At 60.1% G+C, this 20,838-nt stretch carries 15 protein-coding genes; 9 read left to right on the forward strand and 6 right to left on the reverse strand.

Annotated features, from left to right (window positions below):
- Window positions 1-83: 83 nt before the first annotated feature.
- Window positions 84-971, reverse strand: coding sequence for a tyrosine-type recombinase/integrase (locus ATC00_RS19695; RefSeq protein ID WP_064254046.1), 888 nt, complete (start codon window positions 969-971; stop codon window positions 84-86).
- A 676-nt stretch (window positions 972-1,647) separates the two neighbouring features.
- Between ATC00_RS19695 and ATC00_RS19705 the strand changes: the two genes are divergently transcribed.
- Window positions 1,648-2,463: a class I SAM-dependent methyltransferase gene (locus tag ATC00_RS19705; RefSeq protein ID WP_064254048.1), complete on the forward strand. Its 816-nt coding sequence runs from the start codon at window positions 1,648-1,650 to the stop codon at window positions 2,461-2,463.
- A gap of 288 nt (window positions 2,464-2,751) precedes the next feature.
- Window positions 2,752-4,578, forward strand: coding sequence for a PHA/PHB synthase family protein (locus tag ATC00_RS19710; protein ID WP_064254049.1), 1,827 nt, complete (start codon window positions 2,752-2,754; stop codon window positions 4,576-4,578).
- Window positions 4,579-4,923: 345 nt separating this feature from the next.
- Here the strand turns inward: ATC00_RS19710 and ATC00_RS19715 are convergent, their stop codons facing one another.
- From ATC00_RS19715 to ATC00_RS19730, 4 genes are all read right to left on the reverse strand, one after another.
- A complete protein-coding gene (locus ATC00_RS19715; protein ID WP_064254050.1) occupies window positions 4,924-5,961 on the reverse strand; it encodes an IS110 family RNA-guided transposase in 1,038 nt (345 codons plus the stop codon).
- Window positions 5,962-6,250: 289 nt separating this feature from the next.
- Window positions 6,251-8,731: an ImcF-related family protein gene (locus tag ATC00_RS19720; protein ID WP_064254051.1), complete on the reverse strand. Its 2,481-nt coding sequence runs from the start codon at window positions 8,729-8,731 to the stop codon at window positions 6,251-6,253.
- A gap of 32 nt (window positions 8,732-8,763) precedes the next feature.
- The gene (locus ATC00_RS19725) at window positions 8,764-9,609 is read right to left on the reverse strand and encodes a M15 family metallopeptidase (protein WP_234782362.1); all 846 of its coding nucleotides are present in this window, start codon (window positions 9,607-9,609) and stop codon (window positions 8,764-8,766) included.
- A gap of 35 nt (window positions 9,610-9,644) precedes the next feature.
- Window positions 9,645-10,415 carry a PP2C family protein-serine/threonine phosphatase gene (locus ATC00_RS19730; RefSeq protein ID WP_037382701.1) on the reverse strand — a complete coding sequence of 257 codons (771 nt, stop codon included), beginning with the start codon at window positions 10,413-10,415 and terminating at the stop codon, window positions 9,645-9,647.
- 119 nt (window positions 10,416-10,534) lie between these two features.
- Here ATC00_RS19730 and ATC00_RS19735 point away from each other — a divergent pair, with 119 nt between their 5' ends.
- A complete protein-coding gene (locus tag ATC00_RS19735; RefSeq protein ID WP_064254053.1) occupies window positions 10,535-11,281 on the forward strand; it encodes an OmpA family protein in 747 nt (248 codons plus the stop codon).
- Window positions 11,282-11,320: 39 nt separating this feature from the next.
- On the opposite strand, the gene tssH is transcribed toward ATC00_RS19735, so the two are convergent.
- Entirely contained in the window at window positions 11,321-14,053 is a 2,733-nt protein-coding gene (gene tssH, locus ATC00_RS19740) for a type VI secretion system ATPase TssH (RefSeq protein ID WP_064254054.1), read from the reverse strand.
- Window positions 14,054-14,213: 160 nt separating this feature from the next.
- On the opposite strand from tssH, the gene ATC00_RS19745 reads away from it, so the two are divergent.
- From ATC00_RS19745 to tssE, 6 genes are all read left to right on the forward strand, one after another.
- Complete coding sequence (locus tag ATC00_RS19745; RefSeq protein ID WP_064254055.1) at window positions 14,214-16,307, forward strand: serine/threonine protein kinase; 2,094 nt, start codon at window positions 14,214-14,216, stop codon at window positions 16,305-16,307.
- A gap of 100 nt (window positions 16,308-16,407) precedes the next feature.
- On the forward strand, window positions 16,408-17,556 hold the full coding sequence (locus ATC00_RS19750; RefSeq protein WP_064254056.1) for a type VI secretion system protein TssA: 1,149 nt from the start codon (window positions 16,408-16,410) through the stop codon (window positions 17,554-17,556).
- 3 nt (window positions 17,557-17,559) lie between these two features.
- A complete protein-coding gene (gene tssB, locus ATC00_RS19755) occupies window positions 17,560-18,096 on the forward strand; it encodes a type VI secretion system contractile sheath small subunit (RefSeq protein WP_037382691.1) in 537 nt (178 codons plus the stop codon).
- A 3-nt stretch (window positions 18,097-18,099) separates the two neighbouring features.
- Window positions 18,100-19,608: a type VI secretion system contractile sheath large subunit gene (gene tssC / locus ATC00_RS19760; RefSeq protein ID WP_037382689.1), complete on the forward strand. Its 1,509-nt coding sequence runs from the start codon at window positions 18,100-18,102 to the stop codon at window positions 19,606-19,608.
- Between the two features lie 29 nt (window positions 19,609-19,637).
- A complete protein-coding gene (locus ATC00_RS19765) occupies window positions 19,638-20,087 on the forward strand; it encodes an Hcp family type VI secretion system effector (RefSeq protein ID WP_037382687.1) in 450 nt (149 codons plus the stop codon).
- A complete protein-coding gene (gene tssE / locus ATC00_RS19770) occupies window positions 20,074-20,838 on the forward strand; it encodes a type VI secretion system baseplate subunit TssE (RefSeq protein ID WP_037382685.1) in 765 nt (254 codons plus the stop codon). The genes ATC00_RS19765 and tssE overlap by 14 nt, the downstream gene beginning before the upstream one ends.

Genomic DNA, 20,838 nt, shown 5'->3' on the forward strand with positions numbered 1-20,838 from the left:
CATTGGCTCGCCGCCACGCAGGACCATAGGCTCGGAAGATGTCAGCGACCTCCAGCTTTTGCCGGGACACCCCGGCACGCGATTCATTCCAGCCGACGCCTCAGGGTCAGATCCTCCAACTGCTTCAGGCGCTCGAACGGGCTGATGGTGTCGCGGATCAGCTTGGTGGCGACGTGGGTGTAGCGGGCTGTGCTGCTCAGCTTGGCATGACCGAGCAGAACCTGAATGACCCGCACGTCGGTGTTCGCCTCCAGCAGATGCGTGGCGAAGCTGTGGCGCAGGGTATGCAGCGTTGCGGGCTTGGCGATGCCCGCCATGTGCTTGGCCGCGGTGAAGGCCCGGTTGAGTTGGCGCGGCGAGATCGGGTTGATCTTCGGCTTGCCGGGAAACAGCCATCCCCGCGGACGCGCCTCGCGCCAGTAATCGCGCAGCAGATCCAGCAAGCCCGGCGATAGCATGGCCTTGCGATCCTTGCCGCCCTTGCCCTCTTTGACGTGGATCAGCATGCGCTCGCTGTCGATGTCGGTGACCTTGAGGTGACACACCTCCGAAGCCCGCAGCCCGGCGCCATAGCTGATGCTGAGCGCCGCACGATACTTCAGCCCGGGCCCGGGAGCGGCGGCGAGCAGGTCGCCGACCTCCTCGACGCTCAAGACGACCGGCAGCTTCTGCGGCTTGCGTTGGAACTGCATGTACCGCTTCATCTCCTCGTGCCCGCAGGTGATCGCGAAAAAGAACCTGAGTGCGATGATCCGGGCATTGAATGTCGAGGGCGTCACTCCGGCATTGGTCATGTGCAACTGATAGGCTCGCAACTCCTCCGGCGTCGCCGTGTCGGGTGAGCGCCCCAGAAAGGCCGCGAAATCCTCGATCGCCCGGATGTGGCCTTGCTGCGCCTTGTCGCCCATCCCGCGGATGCGCATGTCCTCGATCATCCGCTCACGCAGCCGGGTGGTCTTCTCCTCTGTCATCGGACCCTCCTGTCCATCGATTGAGAAGCCTCAATCGTCGGGCCAGGAACCCGAGACACAAAGAACCGCCGTCGATCAGGAAACGCACCGCCAGCCACAAGCGCCATGCCGCGCGAGCGGCTTAGTCCATTCCACCCACTCGAGACGATCGGCACTTGCACAAGCGACACGACGGCAAGCTGACTGCGTCCCTCACCTTGACTGGATTCGAACCGCCGACCCCTCGATTTCGAATAGATGCATGCTTCCGGGCGCGGAGGACTTCAGCGCAGCCAAGCGGTGCGTCTCTGTGACCCGCTGCGTCCGGTGAAGACCAGCCTCTACCGCCACGTTGGTACGAAGCACGATCTCGTCGCAGTTTTTTTCTCCCATGGATCCTCAGAACGGCAAAACTGCCTTCTCTCCTAATTCCCGACTCCCTGCCTCGAGACATTCCCCAAGACGGTCCTTCCGCTCATCCGGCAGCATCGCGGCTCCGGTGAGGGCGCCTGGGGATAGCCGGGTCGCATTCAGAAGACCCAAGCCGCTCACGAGCCGCTGCTTGAGCCGTAGCGCCTTCGAACAGTCTGCAGGGACAAGGGGACCGCGCAACGAACCGCTAAGCCCTTAACAAGATCGTTGCTGCTGATGCGGTTGAGAGGGTACCCTCCCTGGTTTCGGCACCTTGGAGGAAGCGATGCAACAGGAGCAAATCCGCCTCACCGGCGCAAGGGAGACCCTGCTGATCACGCTCCAAGCCAAGGCAGCTGAAAGCATCATGCCGGATTCGCTGCTGCGCGACCGCTTCGCCGCAGATGCCTTGCACCGTATCGATCAGGGCAGTCGTCACCTTAAGGTTGGTCACGACATGACCATCGGCATCGCGTTGCGTGCCTATGTGCTTGATCGCTGGACGGAGGCATTCCTTCAGCGCTGCCCGGAGGCCACTGTTGTCCATCTCGGCTGTGGTCTCGACAGTCGGATCTTCCGCATAGATCCCGGGCCGGGAGTTCGCTGGATCGAACTGGATTTCCCCGATGTCATCGCCTTGCGTCAGCAGATCTACCCCGACCGAGCGGGCTGCGAGATGATTGCCAGCTCGATCGTCGAGCGCGGCTGGATTGCAAAACTTCCCACCGACAGGCCGGCCATGATCGTCGGCGAGGGCGTTCTGCCATATCTGGAGGAACAGCAGGTTGCGCAGGTTTTGCGGGGGATCGCCAGCCACTTTCCCTCCGGCGAGATAGCCTTCGATGCCTATAGCAGCTTCGCAATCCAACTGCTGCGCTTCAATCCGGCGATCCGCGCCACCGGCGCCTGTCTTCATTGGGCGCTTGACGATCCAGCAGAGATGGAGCGGCAGGTATCGGGGCTAAGGCTCATCCAGGACCATTCGGATTGGGACCCAGAACAGGTGGCGCGGATGTCACCGCCCGCCCAGATCGCGTTGCAGCTCTTCGGCACCATCCTCACTCCCTATCGTATGGGGCGCCTGGTTCGATATGGTTTCTGAGAGATGCGCACCATAGTCAGACACCGCCTCCCGACCCTGACGGTTTTGGGCTCTTCTGCGCAAGTTAATACGCCGTCCCACGGCACAGGCGCCCCGGACCTGTCCCTCGAGACCCACTTGAGGGAGCGCCCGAAAGGCTGACTTGCACAGACCTGAGAAGCAGCGCACCATCATGAGCAGTAAAACTTCCGTCCGCAGCCCCGTCGAGGACACTTCGTTATGCCCCGTCGGCGATCGGGCGTTAATCGGGACCAACGCCCGGGCGTTAAGGCTGAATGGAGTTTCGCGATGAAGACGTGGGACAGACCAGGTTTGGCCTTAGACCGCGCGACGAAAGCAGGGGCGGTCAACGCGGCTCAATCGGCGCTGCCAAACGAAGACGGGGTCGCGGACGGCGAAGCATTCCGGGCGATCGATCGGATGCGCGAGGCCCTGAGTGGAATGGCGACCGGAGGTCTTTCACCTGCGGCATTGACACTCGCCTTTTTCGACTGGTGGATCCACCTCGCATCGGCCCCAGGCAAGCGCATGGAACTCGCCGAAAAGGCCGGGCAGAATTGGGGCCTTCTGCTGGCTTACATGGCCGCAGCCGCCACGCGTCCGGATGCGCCGCCCTGCATCGAGGCGCTGCCGGGAGACAACCGTTTTCGTGCTGAGGGCTGGCAAAAGCAACCCTATACAGTTTGGGCGCAGGGTTTCTTGCTGTGCCAGCAGTGGTGGCACAATGTTACGCGCAACGTTCCGGGCATGACACCGCACCACGAGGACGTCGTCTCCTTCGCCGCGCGTCAGTTGCTGGACATGTTCTCGCCGTCCAACATTCCCTTTGCCAACCCGGAAGTGATCCACAAGGCGATGGAGACGGGCGGGGCGAACTTCACGCAGGGATTCCGCAACTGGCTGGAAGACGTCAGCCGGATGGCCATGAAGCAACCTCCGGTCGGGACGGAAGCGTTCCGCGTAGGCAGCGACATCGCGGCCACGCCTGGAAAGGTCGTCTACCGAAACCACCTGATCGAGCTGATCCAGTATGCGCCCGCGACGGAGAACGTCATGGCCGAGCCAATCCTGATCGTGCCGGCTTGGATCATGAAATACTACATTCTCGACCTTTCACCGCATAATTCCCTGATCCGCTATCTCGTGGCGCGGGGCCACACCGTTTTCTGCATTTCCTGGCGCAATCCGACAGCGAACGACCGCGACCTCACGCTCGACGATTACCGGCGATTGGGAGTCCTGGCCGCGCTTGATGCCATCAGCGCCATCGTTCCTGAACACAGGATCCACGCAACAGGCTACTGTTTGGGAGGGACGCTTCTGGCGATCGCGGCGGCCGCGATGGCGCGCACCGAGGACCAGCGTTTGGCTTCGGTCACGCTGTTTGCCGCCCAGACGGACTTCTCCGAACCTGGCGAACTGGCGCTGTTCATCGATCACAGCCAGCTGCATTTCCTCGACAGTATCATGTGGCATAGTGGCTGTCTTTCCGCCGATCAGATGGCGGGGGCATTCCAGCTGCTGCGCACCAATGACCTCGTGTGGTCGCGCCTCGTCCACGACTACCTGATCGGCAAACGCACCCCGATGACCGATCTCATGGCGTGGAACGCCGACCCGACCCACATGCCCTACAGGATGCATGCGGAGTATCTGCAGCGCCTCTATCTCGACAACGAGCTTGCCGCCGGCCGTTTCATCATTGACAAACGCCCGGCTCACCTCCAGGACATCCGCATTCCCATGTTCGTCGTCGGAACAGAGCGAGACCATGTCGCACCATGGCGTTCCGTCTACAAGATACATTATCTCACCGACACCGACGTCACTTTCGTGCTGACCAGCGGGGGCCACAATGCCGGCATCGTCTCTGAGCCAGGTCACCACGGAAGAGTTTTTCGCATCGCATTGACACGTGATGTCGATCCTAGTGTCAGTGCAGACGAATGGGCCGCGGCGGCCAAATCGAAGAACGGCTCATGGTGGCCGGACTGGGTCGAGTGGCTCGCCAGCCATTCAGCGCCGGAACGAGTGCCACCGCCGGACTTCGGCGCGCCAAAAAAAGGCTATCTCCCTATCGATGATGCGCCCGGCACTTATGTATATCAGCGGTAACCCTATTCAGGGAATGGCACCGCCTCAAGGCAAATCAAAGCGTGGGCCCTGCAGTTGCGCCCTGTGCGGTTCCTGTTGATACATTTATGCGATCTTCTGTAACGGGCGTTGCGTCAATCCCTTGTGAGCGTAATCCCTCGCCGAGTGCTTGCTTCTGTCCGCAGTCGGAGCTTTGCCGCTGCTCTATGGGGTCTGCTGAGGACCGGTTGGCCAATCTTTTAGAGGCGCAGTCACCGCGTGCTGCTGATCGCATAACGGCCTAACCCATCCATCGTCCCGGCGAAGGGACCTTGCTCCGGCGGACTGATGGCTGGGCCCGTCCGAAAGTCTGTGTTGTCGCCTCCCTTAAGCCGCCGGGGTGGGCGCTCCCTTATGAGCAATGAAGCTGGTTCTGTCCCTGAGCATGCAATGCAACACCACCGCCAGCTTGCGGGCCAGCGCCACGCGCGCCTTTTTGGGACCGGCTCGTCTGGCGACCGCCAACGCCCAGCCCTTCAGATCGGACCCTTTGACCGGACGCGTCAGGATGACGTGGGCCGCCTCGTAGAGCGCGGTGCGCACGCTGCCGTCGCCGACCTTCGAGATGCGACCGCTGTGATCGGTCTCGCCCGATTGATATTTCTTTGGCGTCAATCCGAAGTGCGGCCCCACGGCGCGGGAGGAGCGGAAGCGCTCCGGCGCATCGACGGCCGCCACAAACGTCAGCGCCACCAGGACGCCAACGCCGGGCGTCGTCATCAACCGAAGTGCGTTGTCGTCCTGACGGGCGATCGCACGCAGCTTGCGCTCAAACCCTGCAAATTCCTGCACCAGCGCGTCGCGCACCTTCAGCAGCGCCGTAGCGATCGCTTCCAAGGTCGAATGGCCGGCAATCAGCGCGCGGATGCGCCCCGCGTACGTGCACCGCGTCGTCGGCCCGACCTTGAGGCCGAAGCCGCGCAGGATGCCGCGGATGCTCATCTCGATGTCGTGAAGCTTCCCTTGAACGAGCTTGCGGGCGGTCAGCAGAGCCCGCACCTCCTGGGCGGCCAGCGATTTGCAGTGGACCGGTCTGAACCAGCCAAGCCGCATCAACTGCGCAATGCCCCGTGCGTCCTTCTTGTCGGTCTTTACCGGCATCGTCTTGAAGGCTGCACGCACGTGGCGCGTCTCGATCAGCTCGACGAACAGACCTGCTTTCACCATGCCGGCATAGAGCCACTGCGACAACGGGCGGGCCTCCAGACCAATTCGCTCCATCGCCACGCCATGTGCGCCAAACCAGGCGATCAGCGCATCGGGTTCGCTGAGGATCTTTGCTTCCCGGACGATGCGGCCATCCGCATCCACCACGCACACACTCGAGTATTCCAAGGATACGTCGATGCCGGCATACTGCTTCATGGTCGTTTCTCCGTGATGCTATGGAGCAGGCCACTCCTGACTCCGCGACACCATCATTGTGAGGGACGACCACCGGCCCTTCAAACCTGCCGGGCCGGGGTCCGCCCGTTACACCATCTTTTTAGCCTGAACTTAAAACATAGCTCGCGACAAGTTGCCTTGACATCCCTTGAGCATGTCCTCGGAGGACAATCGCCACGCAACCTCACCGCGCCAGAATTTCGCCAAGTCGTGGATCGGTGCCTATCCCTTGATCAACCTATCAAGCCGGACTGCACAGCTTGGAAACTCAAGGTTGAAGAGTGAGCGGACAGGTCAAACCCCGCAGAAGTGCACGCGCAGCTATGGGATTTGCAGCACTGCCGAAAGACATCTGAAGATAGGCCCGAGCGCCCTTGCCGCGCACATCAACCAGGAAGCGCCGGCCGCCCTCACGTGGCCGCAAATGTGCCCCGTCCAGGAACCGCAAAAAGCCCCATGGACCGGGTGCGCTCTTCTTCTCGACCGCAGTGCCGATGTCGAACGAAATTTCGAAGCCTTGCGCGGGTGAGGGCCCCGGCCAGTTCAACCTCACGGCGTCGCCCGACGTGACGACCGGAGCATGAGCACCGCCAATCGAAATCGTTGCCGCTCCTCGTTGAGCGAGCGCCTCCAGCGTTACCGATACGTCAGGCGTCGCTCCCTGGCCAAAAAAAGCGCCTCCGACGGCAAGCGCCCTTTGGAAAAAGATAGCGCTTTCGGGTGTGTAGCCAGAAAGGCGCGCTTCCGGCTTCCAGCGCCACGGAGTCGTGGACGTGTCCATCAATTGCGCCAATTGCGCACGATAATAGCTCCCCACAGAGCCGTCAGGTGCGAAGATTCGTGCCACTGCGGCAAGGTCCGCGTCGGGGCCATCGAAGAAAGGATACCGGCCACTCACGACCGCCTGACAGGCGGTCCCGATCTCTGAACCCCATGGTGTCTTTGGTTTCTCCTGTGGTCTCTCTTGGGCTCTCTGCTGGGCTCTCTCCTGCGGGACAGACTCCGAAGTCGCCTCGGGCTCTTTTGGAGCAGCCGTCTGGGCAATCACATCCTCTACTATCTGCACCACAAGAAGGGGGGCTTGCTGCAATGCTACGATCGAGTTGGCGCGCTCCTGGGCGTCCATGAGCGGTTTCTTTCCAAGCTCGGCATTTGCATCGAGAACGGAAAGGGCCACGTTCAACGACACGAAGAGATGGGAGATCTCCGACATCCGCCCCTGTTCGACAAACTGTATGGCCGGCCCCAATGCGGCCGCGACGCGAAGCTGGTTGGCATGGCTTCGGTTGCGGTCGGTGCCCCCCGACTGACGCCAAGCCTCTCGGATCAGCGCCGAAAGCGGTGAATTGCTGGCGCTTAGCGCACCGCTGATCAGTACGGCGGTGGGTTGATCGGAGAACGGCCGGACGCGAAGATCACCGAGGTAGTTGGACCATTCTTCCAACGTGCGTTTTTGAAGGAGATCCATCACGACCTCCGTCGTTGTCGTACCCTCAGCCGCTAGAAGCGTTGCAGCCTGCGAGCTCGCCCGCTCGATCGCCTGCTTTGCGCCGCCGGAGCGCGCATAATCCCATCCAGACTCCGTATACAGGCCCGATATCTCGCGTTCGATCGCCAGACCTGAACTGTGTATCAAAATCGAGTCAAGGCCAGGGACTACCTCGTCAAGAGACCATGATGGGAGTTCCGCCGCCTCCTCAGCTCGGATCAGTTCCAGCAAGGCGCGCTCGCTCGCCAAGCCTTCAGAAGCGAACTGGCGTGCCTGGGCGATCGTCTCCGGATCCGCAGATGGGATGGCCGGCGGGGCCCTGGACATAGCGGCAACATGCTGGGCGAGATAAGCGAGTTCGGGGAAGGTCCGGGCCCGGTCGGCGACCCAGCCGGCCAGAAAACGCGGCTGCCAGTCCGATGTACCCTTCAATATCGACCAGGCCCGCAGGGAATCGTAGAGCGCATTGGCGTCCCCTTCCGTGGCGAGCGCAACTGCAAGTGCCTCGGCGAGGGGGCCTGCAGCAAGTGCATCCGCCGCCTCGCTGTAGCGGCGACGGGCGGTCGCACCAGGATCGACACTCTCAACAAAATGAATAACGCCGAGCGGTGAGCTCGACGCATTCTGCTCAACGAGGCGAACCGCTGCGGCGAAGGCATCAAGCTGAGCAGCGCGCGCGGCCGGGGTTGCGGCAATGCCCGCTTCGATAACGCGCTCCACGTCGGGCAATTGCGCTATCAGCTGCTCGCGGAACCGCCATTCGGCCCATGCTGCCCAAGCCACCAATATTGCGAAGAAACACACGACGCCTAAAAATACCAGGCCGCGATCTGCTCGCGTTCTATGCTTCTCACCCGCCGAATGTGCGGCTTGAACGGCCTCGTCGCAGTGACCGAGGAAACGGGCGAGATCGCGCCGTGCCGGACCGCCCCTCGCCGCCTCCGCCGCCCGTTCTGCGAGGCGTTTTGAACCAAGGCTCCGGCTGATTGGAAGCGCGGCCGAAAAAGCGCGCTCCCATTGCCGCACTGGCAGCGCCGGATTGTTGCGCGCGCGGGCATCGAGCAAAGTGACGAGCGCGTCGCGAGCGTCCAGAAGCCAGTCCGGCGGAACGTTCTTTCGGCGGGCTTCGATCTCGAATGCAGCTACGAGTGTGCGTGCGGTTGCTGCCAACTCGTTTGGGTCCGGCCGTTTCTCGCTTTCGGCGCGCTTTGCGAGCGCTAGCAGCGGCTGAGCCAATGCAGGAAGAACGTCCGCTCGCATTCCATCCTGACCGGGCGATCGGACATGATCTTTCACAGCTTGCCCTCTGCGGCCCATTTGCGAAGCAGCGCTTCGCCGACCTCGAAATGCATGGAATCTTCGCGACTGTAGCCGGCACCCCAGTACCAGCCCGCGTCGTTGAAAAACTCTGCAAGCACGACGAGGCCGAACTGCGTGCTGCCATCGCCCATCCTGTCGAGGTTCCTCTTGAGCGTCAGGTCGACGGCTGCCCCCCAGGCGTGCGAGGATACGGACTTGGCAGAACCGCGCACATAACGTGCGCAAAGCGCACCAGCCGTTCCGATCGCAGCATAGATGTCCGGCTCTTCCTTTTTCAGGCGCTCCAATACCTGGCCCAAAGACTCGAGCGCGGGCCTGATCATCGTCAGTCGGAAGTTTCCAAAATTGCGGGTCGCCAGAGCTCTGACCAGTTTCGGATTGGTCACCGGCTGGCAGGCTGTGGAATAACTGGTTCGCGGCTCGCCCAGGATTTCGCGGAGCACCCCCGGCTTCGGACGGAGGATGCCGTCATTGAAGCGCTTCTTTGCCAACTGCATGGGTTCCGTCAGGTCTTCAGTTTCCTGTGGTGGCGCCATGCCGCCGAATTGGTCCAGCGAGAATGACTGCTCGGTCGCAGGTTGGTCGGGCGGCGGCGCTGGCTGCGTGGACGGAACGGGTTCAGGGCGGGGGGCGGCCGCCAGTTCTGCAAGCTCTCTCCTGAGTGCGCTTAGTTCGGCGCGCAGCGCCTGAATTTCTCCGTCCTGCTGGGCAAGCTGTTGAGTGAGCCGGTCTATCTTTGCAGCATTCGGATCCGGCTCTACGTTGCGAAGCAGGTCAGCGACGAAGGCAAAAGTCGCCGCCGCAAGAACGATGCTCATGCCGATGACGAGGGCTGCAATTGGGTTCATTGGCCTCAAGGCGCTGCAGCTCCGTCAATGCGAACCACAACCACAGAGACGTTGTCCGGAGCACCGCGATCGAGAGCGGCGGCGACCAGCCGTCGACAGGCAGCCTCAGGCGTCGATACCGATTTCACGCATGAGGTGATCTCCGCCTCTGCAACGCAGTCGGTCAAACCGTCGGAACAAAGAATCAAAATGTCCCCCGGCTCCAGCGCGACCTCGGTCGTGTCCACATCCAGGCGATCGCCAGCTCCGATTGCCCGAGTTACGACATGAGCTTGCGGGTGCTGCCACACTGCGGCTGGCGCGAGGTGTCCGCCATCGATAAGTTCCTGCACAACCGAATGATCGCGTGTAAGCTGCGACAGCTCCCCTCCTCGCAAGCGATAGGCCCGGCTGTCTCCCACCCAAGCGATTGTCGCTGCCTGGCCGTCGACGAGCGCGGCCACTACTGTTGCGCCCATCTGCTCTACATTGGCAGAGGCCGCCCATCGCCGTATTTCGGAGTTGGCTGCCTGGAGTGCTCCAACGAGATGAGCAGACGTAATCGGTGCGTGGGGGAGCAATGCAAGCTGCTCGATGACCATGTCAGCAGCGACATCGCCATGGCCATATCCGCCCATTCCATCGGCAACGGCCCAAAGTGCGCCGGAGGGATCAGTGAGAATTGCGTCCTCGTTGCTGTTGCGCACTTGACCAGTGTGGCTCAGCCCCGCTCCTTCCGGCCTCCCCAGCCGGTTAGGTACACGCGTCGATGAACCGTCCCGCGAATCCTGGGTCATGAGCAGATGAACCCTCTCATTCGCTCCATCGCGAAGCCGTTACCTGAACAGTTGCCCCCCAAGTTATCCTATAGTAATTTTGTAGACGGCGAAACCTCCTCGCCAAAGGGAGCCTTGAGATGATGCGCCTGCCGGCAGCGAATCTAGCGGTGTTTCTTGCTCTATTCTTCGTTCCACAAAGTGTCTTGGAGGCACAGGAACTCACCGATTCTACGCTGAAAGAGCGCTTTCAGCGCCAAATTAAGTTGTTCAAGGCTGCAGAGGCATCAAAGCTTGGGGCCCCGCGCGGCCTGGTTCTTACCAACCCCGGGCCAAATGCAGCGGCCACGCCGGTGGCAATCGACGCGACGGGTGAAGCAAAAGTCGCTCCGCCATCCCCTCCTGCCACTCAGGCCCAAAGCATCCAATCCGGTCCCGATGAGAGCGAAGTAGCTCAGCCTCCGGCAACCGCAGCAAAGGACTCGTCGCCGACATCGGCAGTTACGGCCGAGACGACCACCGATCCGCAGACCTACTGGAAGCTGCCGCCTTCGGACCAGATAAATGTGCGCGTGAACTTTGCCTTCGATTCCGCCGCCATCGCCCTGGATCAGAAGCCGGCGCTTCGCCAGCTTTGCAGAATCATGGAGGAAATGGACATCAAGCTCGTCCGAGTGATAGGGCACACCGATGCCGTCGGAGGCGCGGCTTACAATCAGCAGCTGTCGATGCTGCGCGCGAAGGAAGTGACACGGTTCTTCGCCGACGAATGCCACATTGCTCTCGAACGCCTGGAGGCGGTTGGCGTAGGCGAGCAGTTTCTTCTCAATTCGGGAAACCCGAAGGCCGACGAGAACAGGCGCGTAGAGTTCCAGGCAGTTAGCTAAGGACGCGGCCGCAACAAAAGATCGTCAGCAATGCTGCCGCTATTCGAACGCGTAGGTGAAGCCTTCCGCAGATGCGCCGACCGTCACCTTGGACAGGCGTTTGCCTTCGAGCGCCGAATTCAAAACGCCTTTACTCAAAGCCGGCAGAAGCGAGTTGGTCAGGATCGCGTCGATCATGCGCCCCCCCGATTCAACCTCAGTACAACGCGCCTTGACTAATTGCAAAACGCCGTCTTCGATAACCAGCTCAGCGTCATGGCTAGCGCGCAACCGGCGTGCAATCTTGCGGAAGTGATGTCGCGTGATTGCTTCAATCATCAGGTCTGAGAGCGGATAATAGGGCACGACGATAACGCGGCCGAGGAATGCCGGCGGGAATACCTTCAGCAATTGCGGCCTCAGGACGACTTCTAACTCCTCAAGCGGAGGCCGCGTCCGGCCGCTGTCGGTCAGCTTCATGATAGCCTCCGAGCCGACGTTCGACGTCAGAAGGATGAGCGTATTGCGGAAGTCGATCCGCCGCCCCTCGCTGTCGTCCATCATTCCTTTGTCGAAAACCTGGAAAAAGATCTCGTGTACGTCCGGATGCGCCTTCTCGACTTCATCGAGCAGAATGACTGAATAGGGTCGGCGTCTGACCGCTTCGGTCAGGACGCCGCCCTTGCCATAGCCAACGTAGCCGGGAGGAGCGCCTTTGAGAGTTGAGACCGTGTGCGCTTCCTGAAACTCCGACATGTTGATGGTGATCAGATTCTGCTCGCCGCCAAAGAGGGCCTCGGCGAGAGCCAGTGCAGTTTCCGTTTTACCGACGCCGGATGGGCCGCACAGCAAAAAGACGCCGACGGGCTTTTCAGGAGAACCCATTCCGGCTCGGCTGGTCTGCACCCGCCGTGCGATCGCCTCCATCGCCAGGTCCTGACCGACCACACGCTCTGCCAGAACATTCGCTAGTTGGAGCGCCTTCTCCGTCTGGCTGGTCAGCATTCGTCCCACGGGTATACCCGTCCAATCCTGCACCACCGAGGCTACGGCATTCGTGTCAACAGAAAGCAATACGAGCGGCGTTTCCCCCTGCACCTCGGCAAGTTCCCCCATAAGGACCCTGAGCCGCACAAGGTCCGAGCTCTGTTCAGCGCTCGCTCCATCGCTCCCTTCCGACGCGGGATGATCCCCATTGGCGAGTGCCGCCGCATTCTCGCCTGCCCTCTCGCTGGCTAATGCATGGTCCAGCTCAACTCCCTTTCCGCGTAGCCTTGCTCGCAGTTCGAGGATTTCGGATACCATCGACTGTTCTTTTTCCCAGCGAGCCTTTGCGACCAGCAACTCGGATTCCGTTTCGTCGAGAAAGGCTGCCACCTTGGCCTGACGTTCCTGAACCTCAAAGCCGATCACGGCCTCACGCCCGATGATCCCCTGCTCGATCTCAAGGGATTGCTTGCGCCGTAGCAGATCTTCGACTTCCGCCGGTGTCGCGTGCTGCGATACAGCCACACGCGCGCAGGCGGTATCAAGGAGACTGACCGCCTTGTCGGGCAGCTGGCGCGCCGGGATATAGCGGTGTGAGAGGTTGACGGCCGCCTCGATCGCTTCATCCAGAATCTGCACCTGATGGTGTTTCTCCAACACGCCTGCCACACCACGTAGCATCAAAACAGCGCCGACCTCATCGGGCTCCTCGACCTTGACCACCTGGAAACGCCGTGTCAGCGCGGGATCTTTTTCGATGTACTGCTTGTACTCGGCCCAGGTTGTTGCGGCGACCGTGCGAAGCTCGCCGCGCGCCAACATCGGCTTGAGAAGATTTGCCGCATCTCCTGTTCCCGCCGCACCGCCTGCGCCGATCAACGTATGAGCTTCGTCGATGAAGAGAATAATGGGAGTTTCCGAGGCCTGAACTTCATCGATTACTGTCTTGAGTCGTCTTTCGAACTCACCCTTGACGCTCGCCCCCGCCTGCATCAAGCCGATGTCGAGCATGTGGAGCGACACCCCTTTTAGCGGTGGCGGCACATCGTCGGCTGCAAGCCGCAGAGCAAACCCTTCGACCACCGCGGTTTTGCCCACACCTGCTTCGCCCGTCAGGATAGGATTGTTCTGTCGCCGGCGCATGAGAATGTCAACGATCTGCCGTATCTCTGGATCACGGCCCAGGATCGGGTCAATTTTTCCGTCACGTGCACGTCGAGTGAGATCCACGGCATATTTCGCCAACGCAGAGTCACCGCCTGCCTGACGTCTTTTCCGGGATGGTTCCGGCGTCTCTTCATTGCGGGCGCTTTCAAGTGATCCAGCGAGCACGTCATCGAGCCGAGCGACGATCGATTCCGCATCGATCCGATCGAATTCAGTACTAATCTTCGAGAGGAGCCCGTCAAGCACCGGCACCTTCCTGCAGGCTAACAGGACATAGGCTCCACGCACCACTTCAGATCCGAACTGCAGGCTGGCCAGGCTCCAAGCCTCCTGGATCGCGTGAAAGATGTGATCGGAAAATTCCTCGATGGAGGTCGCGCCATAGGGTAGCTTGTCTATCGCTCTCGCCATTTCGGCGGCAAGACGGCCGAGGTCGACGCCGGCGTCCCTGAGAATCAACTGAAAGTCAGCGCGGTCGACAAGCGTCAGTTGTTCAATCCAGTGAACGAGTTCGACATAAGGGTTGCCGCGAAGCTTGGCGGCGTCCGCCGCTGCCTTGAATGCGCGCAGGCATATCGGGTTGAGCTTGCCGACCAGTTCCTTGCGCTTGAAGCTTGGAGAAGACATGTTCTGCTGCATGTCGGTCGGCTCCTGCCGGTGTTTTGGAGTAGGCGCCTCTAGTCTTGGATCACTAGTCACAGCGTGCCACATTATAGTATTCTTGACAAATAATCAGGCAGCGCGTTCTTAGTGAATATTGTGGTAGCTGGTTTCCATTGGGTGCGTTTGGAGACACCATATGCTCGATCCACTGCCCGGTGACATATTTCGCAAAGGCCAGGTGCTCAACAACACCTACGAGATTGAGGGTGTCCTGGGCCGCGGCGGGACGGGCGAGGTCTATCGAGCAAGCAACCGCATCACCGGCCGTGTGGTGGCGATCAAGGCATTGAAGCGCGATCTGTCGGCAAATGCCAGTTATCTCGAGCTCATGAAGCGAGAGGAAGAGGTGCGCAGCATCTCGCACGACGCGGTCGTTCGCTACACCGACTGCAGTCAGACCGGCGACGGTCACGTATACCTGGTGATGGACTACATAGCAGGCACCCCTCTCAGCGAATGGCTCGAACGCGGCGGGGCTTCTGCCCGAGATCTACTGGTGGTGGCACACAGGGTGGCCGAAGGGCTGGTCGCGACGCATGAGCGCATGATCGTTCACCGGGACCTTTCCCCGGATAACATCATCCTGCGTGACGGCAGACCGGAGGAAGCCGTCATTATCGACTTTGGCATCGCGAAGGACAGCACCGCAGGTGCCCGCACGATCGTCGGCAACGACTTTGCGGGCAAGTACGAATATGCCGCGCCAGAGCAGATGCACGGTCAGGCGGAGCCACGCTCAGACCTTTATGCCCTGGGAGCATCGCTGCTCGCAACGTTTCGCGGGAAGATCCCGGACGTTGGAAGGAGCCCGGGCGAGGTCATTCGCCATAAGGAACGCCGGCTTGATACCTCTGGCGTACCAGAACCGCTCAAGACCTTGATTGACGATCTTACTCAGCCCGAGCCTGCCCACCGGCCGCCAAGCGCCGCCGCCGTCGTCAAGGAAATCGGGCGGTTGCTGCAGCCCGGTCTTGGCGGTGTGCCGCAGAGGGGGCGCTTCGAAAAAGCAACCTGGAGACCATGGCTTGTCATCCTGCCCCTCGGGGCGCTGGCGGCAATCGCTGGGCTTTGGCTTTTGGGGGCATTTGAGGAATTATCGAGGACGGCCCTCCCGCTCGCGACCCCTTACAAGCTAGTTGCCGGTGTGGACGGACAAGGACGAACCATGCTCACCGGCTTTGCTCCCGATGCCGACCAGCAAGAGGCAATCCTTTCGAACTTTGAACAATCGGTCGGGCGCGCACCACCCAAGGGCACCCTTACTCTTGCTGACGGCGCTCCGTCTGAACGATGGGCACAGGACTTGACCGCCTTTTTCGCGCTCGCCGCTCGGTTGGACGAGTGGAAGCTGGAAGTTGCTGATCGAACGGTTCGCCTTACCGGACTTGCGGGCGATGTCAAAGGACGCGAAGCCGCGGTAATCCGATTTGCTGCGGCTGCCAAAGAGGCCGGCTATGAGCCTGTCCTACGTATCGCCGCCGGTCCCCGCGATCTGTCGCCGGATCAACTGAAATCCCTCCTGGTGCCGTTGCAGACCTGCGGACCACTCGTGATTCTGCCTCCGCAGACGGGTACCTACCCCCTTGGAGCGATGGTGTCTATCCGGGGAAACGTCGCCTCCAGCAGGGACATCCAGGCCGTTCAACAGGCGCTTGCCCCGCATCTTGGAGATCGCGAGATGCGCTTCGACGCCACAGTGCTCAATAGCCAGCTATGCGTCGTTCAGGAGCTGCTGCCGGATGCAAGGCAGGGTCCGATGACAATCGTCCTCGGATATGGCGACAAGTCCGAACCGAACATGTCCGGCATCTATTCGGTTGGCGATAATCCGGTTATCGACGTGCTGGCGCCGGCCACGCTTGACGAGGGCTACTTGTGGGTCGCTATCGCCGACGTCACTGGCAATCTCTTTAACGTTCTTCCGAATATCAAGAGACCCAATCATGCGGTTGCCGACCTCGGAACCGTGTCTGAGGGAATGCGAACGATCCGGGTTGCCTATCCGACGGCCGAAGGTGCAGTCGATACCGCGAAGCTCTCCTTCGCCGTCGATAGCACATTCGGCAGGAGTCTGATCATCGTCCTGCAGACGAATGAACCACTTTTTCGCGAGCTTCGACCTACAACCGAGTCCACTAAGTCTTTTGCCGAAGACTTGCGTGCGGTCATCGCCGCAGGGCGTGTTTCGGTCCTCTCTATCGCCACCCGGCTGATCGATACCAGGAACTAGAAATTCGCTTACCTTGAAGCGACGTTGAAATAGAACATCTTGAAAAACTGTGGTAAAAGTACGCTGAGAGGAGAACATTAGTTGGTAACGGGGGGATCTGTTGTTCGACTCCGCTCTCTGGCTAAGTCCACTGAATGGCAATAACCCCTCTGGCGAAAGCTTGCGGAATGATGGGCGATTCCACGAGCTGGAACGCCTCATGCAACCTCAAATCGAGATCAGCCGAGACGAACGGAACAACCCGGTGGCAAGGGCCGAAGTGCCTGTCGACTGGACAAGCGTCCTTCGGAAATCGGAGGAGCTGCGTCAGCACGGGCGGGATCTGCGGCTCCTGGTGATCGTCACTCGCGCCCTTGCAAATGAACAGGGTTTTGCCGGCCTGTCCTCGGGACTTGGCCTGATCGCCCGGACCTTCGACCTGCATTGGGAAACGATGCATCCAGAACTTCGGCCAGACTCAACTCCTCGGGATGCGGCGCTGCGTCGGACCAACGCGCTTCTCCAGCTTCAAAACGACAAGGATGGGTTGTTGGGCGACCTTCGGAGGATGACCTTTTTTGCGCCCCATGGTGTTGGCCCATTTACCGGCCGGGATTTAGAGCGCGGATCGATCGACACCCGAACGGCTCTTGCCGAGGCTGCACCGGGACTGAGCGAGGCTGAGAAATCATTAATTGTAAGCGAGCATGACCGCCTGTTGGATCGTATGAGAATAGGCTGCGCGGCATTTGCGGAGCAATCCTCGGAGAAAGCGGCCGAGCTTATCGCCAATGCACGTGCTGCGGCCGCTGCGTTGGGAGAACTCGAAACATCGCTTAACCGGCAGATGGGCGGGGATGTGCGCTTTACATTGTCGGATTTGGGTCGGTTCCTTCTACGCGTGATTTCGACGCTCGAGCGGGCGCAACCCGCCGCGCAGCAGGAGGTCGCAAGCGCGGAAATCGCCGTTCTTGACAAGTCACCTGCTCAAACGGGCTCCGGCGCGGAATCGACCTACACCGGAACTGCGGCAGTCTTTCCGTCGCGACTTGCCTCGCGCGAGGAGGTCACAAGGTGCATCGACCTCGTGATTGACTTCTACGACCGCACCGAGCCGTCGAGCCCCATTCCTCATCTGGCACGCAGGATCAAACGCATGGTGCCGATGAATTTTCTGGAACTGATGGAGGACTTGGCGCCCTCCGGTCTGAAAGAGTTCCGGCTCCTGGCCGGTGTGCCAGAAAACAAGAAATCTCGGGACGAAAGGTGACCTATGAGCGAAACTAAGGCGAAGGTAATTGAACGGAACCGGGCGCCTCGCGTCCAGATCGCCTATGAGGTGGAAACATACGGCAGCCCGACAACGATCGAATTGCCATTTGTGATGGGCGTGATGGCCGATCTCGCCGGCGCCTCAGAGACGCCAGAGGCGCGCAAATCCATACGGGATCGCGCTTTTGTCGAGACGGACGCAAACCGGTTCGGCCGTTTCATGGAAGCCCTCAGCCCGCGCGTCAAAGCGCGAGTGAAGAACACTCTTCCCCAGCCTCCCGGCGAAGAACGCGATGAAGAGCTTGCGGTAGACCTGACCTTTACAAGCATGGCCGATTTCACGCCGGATCGTGTTGCCGAACAAGTTCCGCAGCTTGCCGAACTGTTGAGGATGCGCCGCCAGCTCGAGGAACTGCTCGGCTTCATGGATGGCCGCATCGACGCGGAAAAACGCATCGCACAACTTTTGAACAATGAGCCACTCTTAGGAAAGATCGCTGACCAGGCGATCGAAGATAGCAGCAAGTCGGAGGTCTGAGCCATGGCCGAACAGGAAAAAGCCGCCGCTGCTGGTGTTGCGGAAGCGGAGGGAGTCGACCTCGGGGAATTCAGCGAGCTTCTAGAGAAGGACTTCAAGGTCAAGAAGGATGACAGCGAGAAGCTTCAGGCCCTCGTTCGAAATCTCGCGCTTGCCGCGCGGTCCCGCTCGGATTCGGCTGTCATCTCGTCGAATGCAATCAAGTCAATCAAGTCCTTGATCTCCGGCATCGACAAGCTTCTGACCGAGCAGGTCAACCAGATCCTCCACGCGCCCGAAGTGCTCCAGATGGAAGGTACGTGGCGCGGGTTGTGGTACCTCGTCAACAACACCGAGACGGATCAGAAGTTGAAGATCCGCGTCATGAACATTTCGAAGGAGGAACTGGCGGATACCCTTGAGGACTACGAAGGGCAGATGTGGGATCAAAGTCCCATCTTCAAGAAAGTCTATACCGACGAATACTCGATGCTCGGTGGCAACCCGTACGGATGTCTGATTGGCGCCTACGAGTTCTCAAATCACCCGAAGGATGTCGCCCTTCTTCGCAACATGTCGGGGATCTGCGCATCGGCACACACTCCCTTCATAGCGGCCGCCTCCCCGCGTCTGTTTCGTATGGAAAGTTGGCAGGAACTGCCGAACCCGCAGGACCTGCAACAAATCGTGTCGTCTCCAGCCTATGCATCATGGCAGTCACTGCGCGAGAGCGAGGACTCTCGGTATATCGGACTGACCATGCCCCGAGTGCTGGCGAGACTGCCTTATGGAGCAGAAACGGTCCCCGTGAAGGGTTTTGCCTTCGAAGAAGAGGTTCAGGGCGACCATCACCGATATGTCTGGATGAACGCGGCCTTCCCGATGGGAGTGAACATAAACCGCAGCCATAAGCTCTTCGGCTGGGGGACCCAAATTCGGGGTGTCGAAAACGGAGGCGCCGTCATCAATCTTCCGGTCCATACGTTTCCCACCGATGACGGCACGGTAGCGATGAAGTGCCCGACAGAGGTCGCAATCGACGATCGGCGCGAGGCCGAGCTCGCCAAGCTCGGGCTGATGCCGATCCTGCATCGCAAGAACACCGATATAGCCGCCTTCATCGGAGCCCATTCGCTGCAGGACGATGAGACGCGAGCGGGCCGGCTGGTCGATCCGGACGCTCAGGCCAATGAAAGGTTGAGCGCGAACCTGCCTTATCTGTTCCCGGTTTCCCGGTTTGCCCATTACCTGAAGGCAATCGCCAGGGACAAGATCGGCTCATTCAAGGAACGCGCCGACATGCAAATCTGGTTGTCGGAGTGGATCAATCGCTACGTTCTCGCCAATCCTGCCTTCGCCGACGAAAAGGCTCGAGCAAAGAGGCCACTCGCGGCAGCCGAAGTCCAGGTTGACAGCGTAGAAGGCCGGCCGGGCTGGTACAACGCCCGGTTCTATCTCCGGCCACATTATCAGTTGGAAGGCATCAATGCTTCGCTCCGGCTCGTTTCGGAGCTGCCGTCTATGAAGTCGTGAAAACACCAGAGAGCTGATGGAGGTTATTCATGAAAATTGATGGATTTCTAAAGGTCCCCGACATTACCGGACCGAGCATCCGCGATGGCCACGAAGAAGAGATTGAAGTGCACGGCGTAGAGTTTGAAATGCAGGCTCCCTTCGATCCCAATTCGTTGTCGAGGAGGGGCCGCGTCAGCCTGGGCATGGTGAATTTCATCAAACACTACGACAAATCCTCGCCGTATCTGAAAAAGGCTCTCTTCGACAACACGCTCCTCGACGAAGTCAAGTTTTCAGCGAGAAGAACGATCGAAGGCGAGACAAGCGACTACCTGGTCATAACCTTAAAAGACGCGTCGGTGACCAGCTATGTCATGAAGCCGAGCGAGGAAGAGCCAGACCTCATCGAAGAGCGGGTCGGCTTCGCTTACAAGAACATCAATTTCAACTACGACGATAAGGACGAGGTCGAGATGGATGTCTATGTCGGCAAGTGAAAGCTGGCAAAAGAAAGGATTTGGAAGGGAAGCGAGACCGCCCGGGGGGAACCTGCGGGCGACGCGCGAGGCAATCCAGCCATCCTTGTGGGATCGGCTGGTCAATGACCTGCCGGGGCTGAGCTCGGAAATCAAGCAGCTTCGGCAGGCTTTGCAGAACGAATTAAATGGCGAACGGCTCGATGCGTTGATTGCCGGGGGTATTCGCCAAATCGACGCAGCTACAGATTTGAGCGTCGAGCAAAAAAAGAACCTGCACCGCCTGGTCTCGCTGGATCGGCGCCGGGCAGAACTTGAAAGCCGCGGCGTCGTCGTTTCGAGCGATGTGTTGCGTGAAGCAGTTCGGCGAGACATCGAGGCGCTCTTTAATGCCCAACGGTTCGAATCCTCGCCACTCTTGACTGACTTCGAGGTCGATCAGGCTGGTGACAACCCTCCCTCGCTCGAGGATTTTCCGGAGGTTCGCCGCAGCGTAATCAATTATGGTGTGCCGCCCTTCTCCGGCCGCTCGTCTCGCGACTTTGACCGCGACGAACTGGCCAAGGAAATCAGAAGCGTGCTTGCGGCATTTGAGCCTCGGCTAAAAGAAAGCGCAACAAAGGTGACTGTCAGTCTCGGCGACAGGGCCACCGGTCTCAGGATCGACATTGATGCGCTGCTGCTCACCGCGCCGGCGCCAGAGCGGCTACGGCTTCGAACCGTTCTCGATCTCGACAACGGTTCGGCACGCACCGAGATCAAGGACACCTGA

Origin of the sequence: Sinorhizobium americanum, from assembly GCF_001651855.1 — a bacterium.
GTDB lineage: Bacteria > Pseudomonadota > Alphaproteobacteria > Rhizobiales > Rhizobiaceae > Sinorhizobium > Sinorhizobium americanum.